This is a genomic window from Rhizobium sp. BK602 (genome assembly GCF_014195095.1).
Lineage (GTDB): Bacteria > Pseudomonadota > Alphaproteobacteria > Rhizobiales > Rhizobiaceae > Rhizobium.
In genome coordinates, this window is record NZ_JACIBC010000001.1 from 605,770 (window position 1) to 620,435 (window position 14,666).

11 protein-coding genes are annotated in these 14,666 nt (G+C 61.6%); 9 read left to right on the forward strand and 2 right to left on the reverse strand.

All coding sequences use genetic code 11. From position 1 onward, the window contains the following. Positions 1-24: 24 nt before the first annotated feature. From FHX11_RS02975 to FHX11_RS02985, 3 genes are all read left to right on the forward strand, one after another. On the forward strand, positions 25-1,704 hold the full coding sequence (locus tag FHX11_RS02975) for an NAD+ synthase (RefSeq protein WP_184354890.1): 1,680 nt from the start codon (positions 25-27) through the stop codon (positions 1,702-1,704). A 30-nt stretch (positions 1,705-1,734) separates the two neighbouring features. After that, entirely contained in the window at positions 1,735-2,562 is an 828-nt protein-coding gene (locus FHX11_RS02980) for a PD40 domain-containing protein (RefSeq protein ID WP_184354892.1), read from the forward strand. A gap of 165 nt (positions 2,563-2,727) precedes the next feature. Further along, positions 2,728-4,506, forward strand: a complete 1,779-nt coding sequence (locus FHX11_RS02985) for an ankyrin repeat domain-containing protein (RefSeq protein WP_184354894.1) — start codon at positions 2,728-2,730, stop codon at positions 4,504-4,506. Here FHX11_RS02985 and FHX11_RS02990 read toward each other — a convergent pair. After that, complete coding sequence (locus FHX11_RS02990) at positions 4,466-5,368, reverse strand: hypothetical protein (RefSeq protein ID WP_246780874.1); 903 nt, start codon at positions 5,366-5,368, stop codon at positions 4,466-4,468. The two genes, FHX11_RS02985 and FHX11_RS02990, sit on opposite strands and share 41 nt — an antisense overlap. Before the next feature lie 26 nt (positions 5,369-5,394). Beyond that, positions 5,395-7,707 (reverse strand): NADP-dependent malic enzyme, encoded by a 2,313-nt coding sequence (locus tag FHX11_RS02995; RefSeq protein ID WP_184354896.1) that lies wholly within the window; start codon positions 7,705-7,707, stop codon positions 5,395-5,397. Positions 7,708-7,927: 220 nt separating this feature from the next. On the opposite strand from FHX11_RS02995, the gene FHX11_RS03000 reads away from it, so the two are divergent. The 6 genes from FHX11_RS03000 to FHX11_RS03025 all read left to right on the forward strand — a co-directional run bounded on the left by FHX11_RS03000 (position 7,928) and on the right by FHX11_RS03025 (position 14,563). Beyond that, on the forward strand, positions 7,928-8,683 hold the full coding sequence (locus FHX11_RS03000; protein ID WP_184354898.1) for a glycerophosphodiester phosphodiesterase family protein: 756 nt from the start codon (positions 7,928-7,930) through the stop codon (positions 8,681-8,683). A gap of 113 nt (positions 8,684-8,796) precedes the next feature. Beyond that, positions 8,797-9,603, forward strand: coding sequence for a UDP-2,3-diacylglucosamine diphosphatase (locus tag FHX11_RS03005; protein WP_184354900.1), 807 nt, complete (start codon positions 8,797-8,799; stop codon positions 9,601-9,603). 168 nt (positions 9,604-9,771) lie between these two features. Then, the gene (locus FHX11_RS03010; protein WP_184354902.1) at positions 9,772-10,992 is read left to right on the forward strand and encodes an MFS transporter; all 1,221 of its coding nucleotides are present in this window, start codon (positions 9,772-9,774) and stop codon (positions 10,990-10,992) included. A 154-nt stretch (positions 10,993-11,146) separates the two neighbouring features. Next, complete coding sequence (locus tag FHX11_RS03015) at positions 11,147-12,307, forward strand: ABC transporter permease (RefSeq protein ID WP_184354904.1); 1,161 nt, start codon at positions 11,147-11,149, stop codon at positions 12,305-12,307. A gap of 13 nt (positions 12,308-12,320) precedes the next feature. Continuing rightward, on the forward strand, positions 12,321-13,184 hold the full coding sequence (locus FHX11_RS03020) for an ABC transporter ATP-binding protein (protein WP_184354906.1): 864 nt from the start codon (positions 12,321-12,323) through the stop codon (positions 13,182-13,184). An 8-nt stretch (positions 13,185-13,192) separates the two neighbouring features. Then, positions 13,193-14,563 (forward strand): MlaD family protein, encoded by a 1,371-nt coding sequence (locus tag FHX11_RS03025; protein ID WP_184354908.1) that lies wholly within the window; start codon positions 13,193-13,195, stop codon positions 14,561-14,563. The last annotated feature ends 103 nt before the right edge of the window (positions 14,564-14,666 follow it).

The window sequence follows — 14,666 nt, forward strand, 5'->3', positions numbered from 1 at the left end:
GGGGCGCGTCGCTAAATATATGGCATGACACAGCAAAGCCCCATCACCCAGACCATCCGCATTGCCGTCGCCCAACTCAATCCGACGCTCGGCGACGTCTCCGGCAACCTTGCCAAGGCGCGGGAAGCGCGGGCCGAGGCGGCGCGTGAAGGCGCGGATCTTTTGCTGCTGACGGAGCTGTTCATTTCCGGCTACCCGCCGGAGGATCTGGTGTTGAAGCCGGCTTTCCTGCGCGCCTGCCAGAAGGCTGTGGAGAGCCTTGCGGCTGATACCGCCGATGGCGGCCCGGGCGTGATCGTCGGTTTTCCGCGGCAGGACGAGACCGGGCGTTACAACTCCGCTGCCGTGCTCGACGGCGGCAAGGTCATCTTCATCAGGGACAAGGTCGATCTGCCGAACTACGGCGAATTCGACGAGAAGCGCGTCTTCGATGAGGGCACGATATCCGGCCCGGTCAATTTCCGAGGGGTGCGCATCGGCATCCCCATTTGCGAGGAGATCTGGAACGATCTCGGCATCTGCGAGACGCTGGCGGAAAGCGGCGCGGAAATCCTTCTGGTGCTGAACGGTTCGCCCTATTATCGCGGTAAGGTCGACGTTCGTCATCAGGTCGCCCTCCGTCAGGTGATCGAATCCGGCTTGCCGCTGATTTTCGCGGCTCAGGTGGGCGGCCAGGATGAGCTTGTTTTTGACGGCGCGAGTTTCGCCTTCAATGCCGACAAGACGCTGGCCTTCCAGATGAGCCAGTTCGAAACCGCGCTGGCGGTGACGACATGGAAGAAGAACGGCGACGGCTGGCACTGCACCGAAGGCCCGATGGTGCATATTCCCGAAGGCGAAGAGGCGGACTATCGCGCCTGCCTGCTGGGTTTCCGCGACTATGTGAATAAGAACGGTTTCAAGTCGGTCGTGCTTGGCCTGTCCGGCGGCATCGACTCGGCGATCTGCGCGGCGATTGCCGTCGATGCGCTCGGCGAGGAGCGGGTGCGCACGGTCATGCTGCCGTACCGCTATACCTCCGAGGATTCGCTGAAGGATGCCGCCGATTGCGCCAGGGCGCTCGGCTGCCGTTACGACATCGTCCCGATCGAGGAGCCGGTGACCGGCTTTACCTCGGCACTGGCCGATCTCTTCGAAGGCACGGAAAGCGGCATTACCGAAGAGAACCTGCAGAGCCGCGCACGCGGCACGATCCTGATGGCGATCTCCAACAAGTTCGGGTCGATGGTCGTGACGACGGGCAACAAGTCGGAAATGTCTGTTGGATACGCCACGCTTTACGGCGACATGAACGGCGGTTTCAATCCGATCAAGGATCTCTACAAGATGCAGGTCTATGCGCTGTCGCGCTGGCGCAACCTGCATGTGCCGCCGGGGGCGCTTGGCCCGTCCGGCGAAGTCATCCCCTCGAACATCATCGATAAGGCGCCGTCCGCCGAACTCCGGCCGAACCAGACGGACCAGGATTCGCTGCCGCCCTATCCGGTGCTCGACGATATTCTGGAATGCCTGGTGGAAAAGGAAATGGCGGTCGAGGAGATCGTCGCGCGCGGCCACGATATCGCCACCGTTCACCGCATCGAGCACCTGCTTTATCTCGCCGAATACAAGCGCCGCCAGTCGGCGCCGGGCGTGAAGATCACCAAGAAGAATTTCGGTCGCGACCGGCGTTATCCGATCACCAATCGGTTCCGCGATCGTTGATCGCAACGCCATCCGGCAAGTGGAGACGCTATGCGCAGCTCGGTCGAGATCTACAATATCCGCACCGGTGAGAACCGGATCGTCTGGCAGACGGACAGGTTGATCGAAGCGCCGAATTTCGCGCCGGATGGGCGGTATCTGCTGCTGAATGGCGATGGGCTGCTCTATCGGCTTGCCGTCGACGGCAAGAGCGAACCCGTCCAGGTCGATACTGGCTTTGCGAGGCTCTGCAACAACGACCATGGCATTTCGCCGAATGGTTCGCTGATCGCCATTTCCGACAAGACCGAACATGGCAAGTCCTGCATCTATGTCCTGTCGGCCGAAGGCGGTACGCCGCGGCAGGTGACGACCAACCTGCCGTCCTACTGGCATGGCTGGTCGCCCGATGGGCAGCGCTTCTCCTATTGCGGTATCCGCAACGACGTCTTCGATATCTATACGATCTCGGTCGAGGGCGGCGAGGAAACACGGCTGACGCATGGCGAGGGCCGCAACGACGGGCCGGACTATTCCGCCGACGGGCAATGGATCTACTTCAATTCCAGCCGCACCGGCCTGATGCAGATCTGGCGCATTCATCCCGACGGCACCGGTCTCCAGCAGGTGACACACGACAACTACGGCAACTGGTTTGCCCATCCGTCACCGAAGAACGACAAGGTCGTGCTGATCTCCTACGACCCCGATGTCTTCGATCATCCCCGCGATTTGAACGTTCGCATGCGGCTGATGGACATGGATGGCGGCAACCTCGTGACGCTATTCGAGCTTTTCGGCGGGCAGGGCAGCATCAACGTGCCGAACTGGTCGCCCGATGGCGATGAATTCGCCTATGTCCGCTACGAGCCGGCGTGAGTGCTCTGGACAGGCCGCGCGCTCCGCTATAGTTTTCGATCGTTCTCAGGGCGCATCCGATCCGCGGGAAGGGCAAAGCCCACCTGATGCATGGAATATGAGACTGCCACACCTCTTTTCAGTCTGTGGGCGCGGATACCGGACGTGAATGAAAGGAGGTCTTTCATGACCACGCGCTCCCTGGCGGGCAATGTTACCGTCGATTCCCTCAAGAAGCAGGCCAAGGCCTTGCTAAAGGCCGTCCGTTCCGGCGATCCGTCGGCGCGCAGCCGTGTCGCACCGTATTTTCCAGATGTCGCCGAAGTGGGACTTCAGGATATCCAGCTCGTCCTTGCCCGCGAACACGATTTTTCGAGCTGGACGAGATTGAAGGCACATCTGGAGAGCGCCGACCGCCAATCGGCGCCTCAGGATCAGTTGGCCAATCAGTTTCTATCTCTCGCGACGGTTTCTTATTTCTCCAGCATTCCCGCCGACCCCGCGCGTTTCGACGAGGCGCTCAGGCTGCTGGAGGCGCATCCGGAAATTGCCGGGGATAGCATCCATGTCGCGGCCGTGCTCGGCGATGCGGCCGGCATAAGCCGCTGGCTCGATCGGCAGCCGCAGCTTCTCGACCGCAAGGGCGGGCCGCATGATCTCACGCCGCTGATGTCTGCCGCCTATGCCCGGCTGCCAGGCCGTTCCAGCTTGCCGGCGGCCAGAGAGCTTGTCAGGCGCGGCGCCGACGTCAACGCTTTCTTCCTCGATGGCGGCCAATACCGCTTTACCGTGTTGACGGGTGTTTTCGGCGAGGGCGAGGCCGGGAAAGTGCGCCAGCCGCCGCATCCGGAATGCGAAGCCTTCGCACGTCTGCTGCTCGATGCCGGCGCGGAAGCCAACGACAGCCAGGCGCTCTATAACCGCATGTTCGAGCCCGACAACGCCTGCCTGAATCTGCTTCTGGAATACGGGCTTTCCGCGAGAGACAGGAACAATTGGCTGGTGCGAGAGGACGGCAAGCTGGTGGCGAATTCACAGACCGTCTTCGACTATCAACTGGCGTGGGCTTGTGAGAAGCGCATGGGCGAGCGCGTGAGATTGCTGGTCGAGCATGGCGCTGACGTCAACAAACCTGTGAATGGCCGAACGCCATATGAGTGGGCGCGGTTGGGTGATGACAAGGATTTGGTGCTGTATCTTGTGCAAAAGGGAGCTGTGGCGGTCCGTCTAAAGCAAGAGGATTGGGTCTATATTCAGCTTCGGCGAGCGGATAGCGATATTGCAGCCGATCATGCGCAACTCGCCGATCACATAAGGACAGTTGCGCGCGATATCGACATCGTGGAGGCGATGCATCGGGCGCATCCGGCCATGCTGCATGAGGCAGCTGGTGACAACGCCATCAAGTCCGTTCGCTGCATGCTGGCGCTTGGCTTCGACGTCAATACCATGACCAGCCGCACGCCGCTGCACGAAGCTGCTTTGCATGGTCACATCGAGATGGCGAGGCTACTGATCGAGCATGGTGCCGACACCACCATCCGCGATCCTTACTACTATGCCCCGCCGATCGGCTGGGCCGCGTACAATGGCGAGCCGGAGATGGTCGAGTTTCTGAAGACCCAGCCGCTCGATATTTTTGCCGCCGCCGCTTTCGGCCAGATGGCGCAGTTGAAGGATAATCTGGAAAGGCGGCCAGAGCAGGTGGATATCCGTTTCGGGGATTTTCGCCCGGAAGGGCAACCCTACGAACGAGACTGGATGACCCCGCTTGGTTTTGCCATCGCAAACAAGCGTGCGGAAGCGGTGCGCCTGCTGGTGGAGCATGGCGCGGATCGCTCGGTCAGGGATGCTTCCGGCCGTTCGTACCGGGATCTGGCGGTAGAGGAGGGCGACGAGACTATCATCGCCCTGCTGCGGCGGCCTATTGTGTCGGTTGCGGCCCGGCAGCCTTCGGATGCTTGAGATCGAGGCTGCCCTGGTCGGTCGCGAGGAATTGCGGGCCGACCTGACGCACCTTGCGGGCTGAAGGATCATAAGGGCGATCCGGTTGCACCGGTTTTGGCTCGGCCTGCGTGACCGTGGGCGCAGGTGCGGCCGGCGTCGGTTTCGGCTGCAAGGCGGTATCGGCCTTGGGCTTTTCGGTCTCGATCGTGGTGATCGAGCTTTCCGGCTGGGCGAGCGATTGACGCTGTTCGCGGGCCGGAGGGGGAGCCTCGGGCGCCCTTCGAGTCTCGATGACGGTATTCGGGGCGGCCGAGGAAGGAATGCTGCAGCCGTTCTGCTGCATCTCATCCAGCAATTCCCGCCGCTCCACACCGGCGTCATCGATACGGGACACGCTGAGCTCGCGTTCATCCATCAGCGAAGCGAGATCATCCCGCATGCGCTGCATCGCGTCGTGCATGTCGTCGCAGACGGCTTCATTATCGTCGCCGAGCACCGTCAGGCTGCTGTCGGGTGAGCAACCCTGATTGCGCATGTCGCTTTTCAGCCGCCGGATCATCATGTTCTGCTGGACGATGGCGCGCGAAAGTTCGCGCGTCTTGGCGTTGGCGCCGATGATTTCCGTGGTGTCGGCGTACTGTCCGCGCAGGTCCTCACAGATGGGGCTTACTTGGGCAAAGGCCGGCGTCGTCGCCAGCAGGGACAGCAACAGGCAGGGCGAGAGGAGTTGTTTGCCGCGGCTCACTTTATGCTCTTCGAAAAGCGGATGAATTTTCAGGCAATATATACCGCGGAGCTTAACAGCGTATCCATCAAAACTCGCTGATTTCGAAAAGTTTTTGAGTAGCCAGCCATGGCCGGCTTTTCGAACGGCCGCCATGGCGCGGCCGTTCGCAGGGCATTGTCTCAGCCCGGCTGCGATGCCTCGACGACGGCGAGGGCCGCCATGTTGACGACGCCGCGCGAGGTGACCGAGGGCGAAAGGATGTGAGCCGGCATTGCCGTACCGAGCAGGATCGGGCCGACATGCAGGCCGTCGGTCATGGTCTTGACCACGCCGAGCGTGATGTTGGCGGCATCGAGGTTGGGGAAGACCAGCAGGTTGGCTTCGCCGGAGAGGGTGCTGTTCGGCATGACATGCCGGCGCAGGCTCTCGGAGATGGCGCTGTCGCCATGCATTTCGCCGTCGACTTCCAGATCCGGCGCGGCTTCGCGCACCAGCGCCAGGGCCTCGCGCATCTTGGTCGCGCTCTCCGATTCCCGCGAGCCGAAGTTCGAATGGGAGACGAGGGCCGCGCGCGGCTGGATGCCGAAGCGCTTGATCTCCTCTGCCGCCAGAACGGCCGACTCGGCGATCTCTTCGGCGCTCGGATTAAAGGTGACGTAGGTGTCGGTGTAGAAGGTCGCGCCGCGCTGCGAGATCAGCAGGCTGAGTGCGGAGAAGTCGCGCACATCGGGGCGCTTGCCGATGATCTGGCGGACGATACGCAGGTGGCGCTCGTAGCGGCCTTCGAGACCGCAGATCAGCGCATCGGCTTCGCCGCGCTTCAGCGCCAGCGCGCCGATGACGGTGGTGTTGGTGCGCACGATGGTGCGCGCGGCTTCCGGAATGACGCCGCTGCGGCCGACCAGCGAGAAATAGAGCTCGACATATTCGCGGAAGCGCGGATCGTCTTCCGGGTTGATGACGGCGAAGTCGGTGTTCGGCCGGATCTTCAGGCCGTAGCGCTTCAGGCGGGTCTCGATCACCGAGGGACGGCCGATCAGGATCGGAGCCGCCGTGCCTTCCTCAAGCAGGACCTGGGCGGCGCGGAGCACACGCTCGTCCTCGCCTTCGGAAAAGACCACGCGCTTGCGCTCGGCGATCTTCGCGGCGGCGAAGATCGGCTTCATGACGAAGCCGGAGCGGAAGACGAAGCGGTTGAGTTCGTCCATATAGGCATCGAAATCGGTGATCGGGCGCAAGGCCACGCCGCTTTCCGCCGCCGCTCTGGCGACTGCCGGCGCGATGCGCAGGATCAGGCGGGGATCGAAGGGCGAGGGGATCAGATAGTTCGGGCCGAAGACCGGCGTCTCGCCGGTATAGGCGCGGGCGGCGACGTCGGAGGGTTCCTCGCGGGCGAGCGAGGCGATGGCGCGCACGGCGGCCATCTTCATTTCCTCGTTGATCGTCTTGGCGCCGCAATCGAGCGCGCCACGGAAGATATAGGGGAAGCAGAGGACGTTGTTGACCTGGTTCGGAAAGTCCGAACGGCCGGTGCAGATCATCGCGTCCGGGCGGGCGGCGCGGGCAAGATCCGGCATGATTTCCGGCGTCGGGTTGGCGAGCGCCATGATCAGCGGCTTTTCCGCCATCTTTTCGAGGAGCTCGGGCTTCAGCACGCCGGCGGCGGACAGGCCAAGGAAAACGTCGGCGCCGGGGATCGACTCGGCAAGCTCGCGCTTGTCGCTCTTCTGGGCGTAGACGGCCTTCCACTCGTCCATCAGGACGTTGCGGTCTTCATAGACCAGGCCCTCGATGTCATGGACCCAGATGTTTTCGCGCCTGGCGCCGAGAGTGACCAGCAGGTTGAGGCAGGCAAGCGCCGCGGCACCCGCGCCGGAGGCGACGATCTTCACCTCTTCGATCTTCTTGCCGGCCAGTTCCAGGCCGTTGAGGATGGCGGCGGCGACGATGATGGCGGTGCCGTGCTGGTCGTCGTGGAAGACCGGGATTTCCATCTTCTCGCGCAGCCGGCGCTCGACGTCGAAACATTCCGGCGCCTTGATGTCCTCGAGGTTGATGCCGCCAAAGGTCGGCTCCAGCGCGGAAATCGTGCTGACCATCTCATCGACGGTCGGCGCCTGCACTTCGATATCGAAGACATCGATGCCGGCGAATTTCTTGAACAGCACGGCCTTGCCTTCCATGACCGGCTTGGAGGCGAGCGGACCGATATTGCCGAGGCCGAGCACGGCGGAGCCGTTGGAAATCACGGCAACGAGATTGGCGCGGGACGTGTAGTCGGCGGCGGTTTCCGGATTGTCGCGGATGGCGAGGCAGGGCGCGGCAACGCCCGGAGAATAGGCGAGCGCCAGGTCGCGCTGGTTGCCGAGCGGCTTCGTCGCCTGGATTTCCAGCTTGCCGGGGCGTGGATAGCGGTGAAAGAAGAGCGCCTGTTCGTCGAAATTGCCGCTCGCCATGTTCTTGGCTGACTTCGATGTGTCGTGCGTATCCATCACGCTTCTCCATTCCTGCTGTCGCGCTCGCGCCTGAGTCCCCCTCCTTACATCAATCGCTTCGGCTGCACAGTATGCAATTGACGCATCCGGAGGGTTTTTTGTCGCGGCAAACGCATAAAATTTTCCGCCCGCGAAAACCATGACTTTGTCGCGGCCGGCGGCGTCACATGGGGTTCATGGCAGGCAATTATGACGGCGGGAAATGGAGAAAGCACGCATGACCCTCATTGCCTCTCATCGCGGCGGCAAGCATCTCTGGCCCGAAAACACCCGGCTCGCCTTCTCGCAGACGGCCAGGCTCGACGTCGATCTCGTCGAGTTCGACGTCCATCAGACCCGTGATGGCCGGCTCGTGGTTCATCACGATGCGCTGATCGACCGAATGACGGACGGGACGGGCGCGATCGCGGATTTCAGCTATGACGACCTGATGGGCCATATCGTCATCGGCAGCGGCGGCGAGACCATCCCCACACTTGGCGAAACCATCGATATCTTCCGGTCGTCCTCGGTCGATCTGCGGCTGGAAATCAAGACCAGGCAGGACGGCAGCGCCTATGACGGCATGGAGGGCCGGATCATCGAGGCGCTGCTGGCCGCCGGCATGCTCGGACGTACAATGGTGACCAGCTTTTCGCTGCCGTGCCTCGAAGCCTTCGCTACCGCGCTCGGCAAGCGCGGTCTGAATGCCGGCGACCTGCTTGGCGTGACCTTCCTCTGCTCGCCGCAAACGACGGCGCAGATCGGCTGGAGCGGAATTCTTGCAGCACTCGCGCGGCTTGGCGTCCGCGAGATCGGTCTGCGTGCCGACACGATCGATGCCGAGACGATGGCATTGCTCCGTAAAAACGGCATTACGGTCCACGGCTGGGCCGCCCACACGGTCGATGCCGCACGGACGATGTTCCGCCTCGGCGTGGCCAGTTTCACCACCGACCGTCCAGATCTCGCCATTGCCGCAAAACATGGGTGATTTCCGCTTGGCGGCCGCTGCACACAGTATTTGTCATCATCCTGAAACACGAGTCTGGTTTTGGAATAGCCAACGTAGGATAGGGCACGGACACTGAGTTCGTGAATGAAAACATGGACACTCGGCGATTTCGGACGCTGTTCATTTCTGACGTGCACCTCGGCTCGAAAGCGGCCAAGGCGGACTATCTTCTCGATTTTCTGCGCTATCACGAGGCCGACACGATCTTCCTCGTCGGCGATATCGTCGATGGCTGGCGGCTGAAGCGCAGCTGGTACTGGCCGCAGGATTGCAACGATGTCGTCCAGAAGCTGCTGCGCAAGGCACGCAAGGGCACGCGGATCGTCTATATCCCCGGCAATCACGATGAATTCCTGCGTGATTTTCCCGGCATGCATTTCGGCGGCATCGAAGTGGCCGAGCGTGCGATGCACGAAGCGGCCGACGGAAAGAAATATCTCGTGCTGCATGGTGACGAATTCGACGTCGTCGTGCGCAATGCCCGGTTGCTCGCCTATCTCGGCGATTGGGCCTATGACATGGCGATCAAGATCAATATCGGCCTCGCCGCGGTCCGTCGCCACCTGAACATGCCTTACTGGTCGTTCTCGGCCTGGGCGAAGCTGCAGGTCAAGCACGCGGTCAATTTCATCGGCGAGTTCCAGCATGTCGTCGTCGAAGAGGCGAGACGCAACAATGCCGATGGCGTCATCTGCGGCCACATCCACCATGCCGTTATCGAGGATCTCGGCGGCATCCGCTATATCAATACCGGCGATTGGGTCGAAAGCTGCACGGCGATCGCCGAGCACGAGGACGGCACGTTCGAGCTGATCACCTGGCAGTCGATCACCGAAGCTCAACCGGTTGGCGTCGCCGTCGAGGAACTGCCGAAGGCGCTTGGCGCGCAGGCGGCGTAGCAATCGCGCCGCCTCACGCATCGGATAACGACCATTCACAATTATTGATCGTCGCAAACCCGACAGCCACGCCGTTTTCGTCCGAAACGGCTGGGTGAGGTTATCTCCCGCCATGGTCGTCACCCCAATAGGATGATAGGGACATCTTAGTTCCCCTTCAGGTCTGTCATGATTCCCGCGACAAACTCTCTGCAGGGCGAGGATGCGCCTTCCTATTTTCGTCTGCGCACCGCTCTGTCCTATTGCGCGCCGTTGTTCGTCAACGGCATTGCCCTGCCGTTCTTTCCGATCTGGCTGGCGGGCTTGAATTTCAGCGACCGGGAGATCGGTCTTATCCTCGCCGTGCCGATGGTGGTGAAGGTTCTCGTCATACCGATCGTCGGCATGCTGGCCGATCGTGTCGACGAGCGGGCCGATGTGCTGTTGTGGTCGGGCGGGTTGTCGCTGTTGACGGCGATCGCGCTATACTGGACCAGCGATTTCTGGCCCGTGCTGCTGGTCTATTCCATCCAGGGCGCGACCTACGCGCCCTATGTGCCGATCGTCGAATCGATCGCCATTTCCGGTGTCCGGCGCTGGGGTTTCGATTACGGCTCGATGCGCGTCTGGGGGTCGATCATCTTTATCGTTTCGACCCTGCTTGGCGGCGCGATGATCGGCAGATGGGGCAGCACGATGGTTCTGCCGACCATGGTCGCGGGCTTCGTGCTGACCACGCTGGTGGCTTTCCTGTGTCCGCGTATCGGCCCGACGCGCCGGCGCCGCGATCCGATGAGCCTGCCGTCGCCGACCGGCGGTTCGCTCCGCTCGCCGCAATTGCTGATCACGATGATCGGTGTGTCCGTGCAGCAGTCGAGCCACGCCATGCTCTACGCCTTCGCATCGATCTATTGGCGCGAGCTGGGTTTCTCGGGCACCAAGGTCGCCATCCTCTGGAGCATCGGTGTTGCGGCCGAGGTCATGGTGTTCTTCCTGTCGAAGATGCTGAGTCGCCGCTTCAGCGCCTGGACGCTGATCCTCTTTGGCTCTGTCGTGTGTGTCGGACGCTGGCTCCTGTTTCCGATCAATCTCGGCTTTGCTGGCTATTTCGCGCTGCAATGTCTGCACGCCTTCACCTTCGCCTGTGTTCACACCGGCATCCAGCGCCGCATCGTCGCTTCCGTGCAGGAGACGCAGGAGGCATCGGCACAAGGGGCCTACTTCTTCTACAACGGCATGTGCCTCGGGCTGATGACCCTGGCATCGGGCTATCTCTACGCCTGGCTCGGTCTTGCGAGCTATTATGTGATGGCCGCCGCCGCCGCCGTCGGTCTCGTCATGGTGATCTTCGCGCGCAATCTTGAACCCGGCAACGCCTCCATCGGCGGCAGGGCAAGCGGCATCCCGTGAGCGGCGTAAAACGAATTCATTTGGATATCAAAAAGCTATGACATATTTTGACGGTGGCGCGGCATGGAAATGTCATAGACACTCGGTGTATTAACCATCGACGACAGGCAAGGAACGCCGAGTCGGCGATTTCGCCGCAAGACCTGAAAGACGCATGAGTTTGAAAGCAGCCGAGCAAAAGACCGATGCACCGAGGATCGATGACGAGCCCGATGGCAGCGGGCATCGCTATCGGCTGGAGGGCAACTGGCGCAGCGCCAATATCCATGGCGTGCTGCGGCAGATCGATCAGCTGTCCAAGCGCAGCGGCGGCGGCCAGGTGGTGATCGATCTTTCCGATCTGTCGGAGATCGATACGGCCGGCGCTTTGCTCATTCGCCGCCTGAAGGAAAGCCAGGAAGCGCACGGCGCCGATGTCCGCATCGAGGGCTCCGATGCGCATATCGATGAACTGCTCTCGGCCTTCGCGGAGGATTTCGAGGAGGAGAAGGCCGAACCGAAACCCAGGAAATCCTGGGCGGAGCGTATTTTCGCGCCGATCGGCGAGAGTGTTTACGAGATCTGGGGCAATCTTGTCGCGGCCATGTATATTCTCGGCTCGGCGGTGCGCGGCGCACAGCTGAAGTTCGGGCGTGGCAGCGGCGTCTCTCCGGCCTCGATCGTCAACCAGATCGATCATATGGCCGTGCGCGCCGTGCCGATCATCCTCCTGATGTCCTATCTGATCGGCGCCATCATCGCGCAGCAGGGCGCCTTCCAGCTGCGCTATTTCGGCGCGGAGGTCTTCGTCGTCGATCTGGTCGGCATCCTGCAATTGCGCGAGATCGGCGTGCTTCTGACGGCAATCATGATCGCCGGCCGCTCGGGCAGCGCAATCACGGCCGAAATCGGCTCGATGAAGATGCGCGAGGAAGTGGACGCCTTGAAGGTGATGGGCCTCAATCCCATCGGCGTGCTGATCTTCCCGCGCTTGGTGGCGCTGACCGTGGCGCTGCCGCTGCTGACGATCCTTGCCAATTTTGCCTCGCTCTTCGGCGCGGCGACGGTCGCCTGGGCCTATTCCGGCATCACCTTCGCCACCTTTGTCTCGCGCCTGCATGAGGCGATCAGTCTTTCCACCGTCATTTCGGGCATGATCAAGGCGCCGTTCATGGCGCTGGTGATCGGCATCGTTGCCGCCGTCGAGGGCCTGAAGGTCGGCGGCAGCGCCGAATCGCTCGGCCAGCATGTGACCTCATCGGTGGTGAAGTCGATTTTCGTGGTAATCCTCATGGACGGGCTGTTTGCCATGTTCTATGCGGCGATCGATTTCTGAGGGGCCGGCAGTCATGAGCGCGCTTCATTCGGAAATTTCATCGCAGCCGCATGAGCGGGACAGGGATATCGTGCTGTCGGCGCGTGATGTTACGGTCGGATTCGGCAGCAAGATCGTGCTCGACAGGCTCAATCTCGATGTCTATCGCGGTGAGATCCTGGGCTTTGTCGGCGCCTCCGGCACCGGTAAGTCGGTGTTGATGCGCACGGTGCTGCGGCTGCTGCCGCGCCGCTCCGGCAAGATCGAGATCCTCGGCAAGGATTACGACAAGCTCTCCGAACCGGAGCGCAATCAGCTCGACATGCGTCTCGGCGTGCTCTTCCAGCAGGGGGCGCTGTTTTCCTCGCTGACGGTCAAGGAGAACATCCAGGTGCCGATGCGGGAATATCTCGATCTGCCGAAGAACCTGATGGACGAACTGGCGCATCTGAAGATCCGCATGGTCGGCCTTGCCGCGGACGCCGCCGACAAATATCCCTCCGAGCTTTCCGGCGGCATGATCAAGCGCGCCGCCCTTGCCCGCGCCCTGGCGCTCGACCCCGATCTGGTCTTCCTGGACGAGCCGACGTCCGGCCTCGATCCGATCGGTGCTGCGGAATTCGACGAGCTGATCGCCAAGCTGCGAGACACGCTCGGCCTGACCGTCTATATGGTGACTCACGACCTCGATAGCCTCTTCTCCGTCTGCGATCGTATTGCCGTTCTTGGACAAAAGCGGGTATTGGTGGAAGGAACGGTTGAGGACATGCTCGCCTGCGACGACCCCTGGGTGCAGTCCTATTTCCGGGGTAAGCGCGCGCGGTCGATCGTGCCGCGGGAGGACATCGCAGATCGAAACGACGTCAACGGCGCTGGCGCCCACAGCCGCGAGAAGTAACTGGAACAATGGAAACCAAAGCCAATTATACGATCGTCGGGTTCTTCACGCTGCTGGTCATCGCGGCGGCCTTCGGCTTCGTCTACTGGATGGCGGAGTATGGTCGCGGCGGCCCGATGGCGGAACTGGTTGTCCGCATTCCGGGCTCGGCAAACGGCCTGAGCGTCGGCTCGCCTGTCCGGTTCAACGGCATTCAGGTCGGCTCGGTGCAGGGGCTGTCGATCGATGCCGACGATCCGAATTATTCGCTCGCCTTTACCGAAGTGCGCGCCGACGCGCCGGTCTACACCTCCACCAGGGCCATTCTTGAAATTCAGGGCCTGACGGGCGCCGCCTATATCGAGCTTTCCGGCGGCCGCAACGGTGACGAAAATATCCTCAAGCGCTCGCTCGACACCGGCAAACGCGCCGTGCTGCTCGCCGATCAGTCGAGCGTCACGAACCTGCTCAATACCGCCGACAAGATCCTCAACCGCGCCAACGATACGATCGGCGATATCCAGGGCTTCGTCTCGGATTCGCGCGCGCCGTTGACCGACACGGTGCGCAACGCGCAGACCTTCTCGAAAGCTCTGTCCGACAATGCCGATAATATCGACAAGTTCCTGGCAAGCGTCGGCCAGCTTTCCGACACGTTCAAGAACGTATCGGTTCGCATCAATTCCACGCTCGAGGCGGTCGAGAACCTGGTGCGTGCGGTCGACTCGAAGAAGATCAACGATGTCGTCGCCAATGCCGACAAGATCACCGCCAATGTGGCGGATGCGACGACCGACCTGAAGGCGACGATTGCCAGCTTCAAGCAGACGGCAGAGACCTACAATGCGTTCGGGCAGAAGGCGCAGCAGACGCTCGATCGCGTCGACGCGCTCGTCGCGCAGATCGATCCCGCCAAGGTGAAGGGGTCGGTTGACGACATTACCCAGGTGACGAAGGATGCGCGCACCGCCGTCGCCTCCATCCGCGATGTCGCCAATTCGGTCGCGGCACGCCAGCAGGACATCGACCAGACGATCGCCAATGCCCGGTCGATTTCCGACAAGCTCAACTCCGCCTCCGGCAAGGTCGACGGCGTTTTGAGCAAGGTCGATTCGCTGCTGGGTTCCGGCGATACGCAATCGCTCTTTGCTGAAGCCAAGGATACGCTGCAGTCGTTCAAGAAGATGGCTGACAATCTCAATGCCCGGATCGGGCCGATCGCTGACAATCTGCAGAAGTTCTCGAGCAGTGGTCTGAGCAACGTCCAGACTCTCATTAACGACATGCGGGGCACGGTTGACAATCTGAACAACACAATCACTAATTTCGACCGCAACCCGCAGCGCCTGATCTTCGGCGGCGATACGGTCAAGCAATATGACGGCCGGACGCGGCGCTGATGACAAGAGCAATTCCAGGAAAAGCGGGCGGCGGTTTTCCGTCCGGAATTGCATAAAAGCAAAGAGATAGAACAATTCCGCGCTTCCACGAAACGCGGAGCTG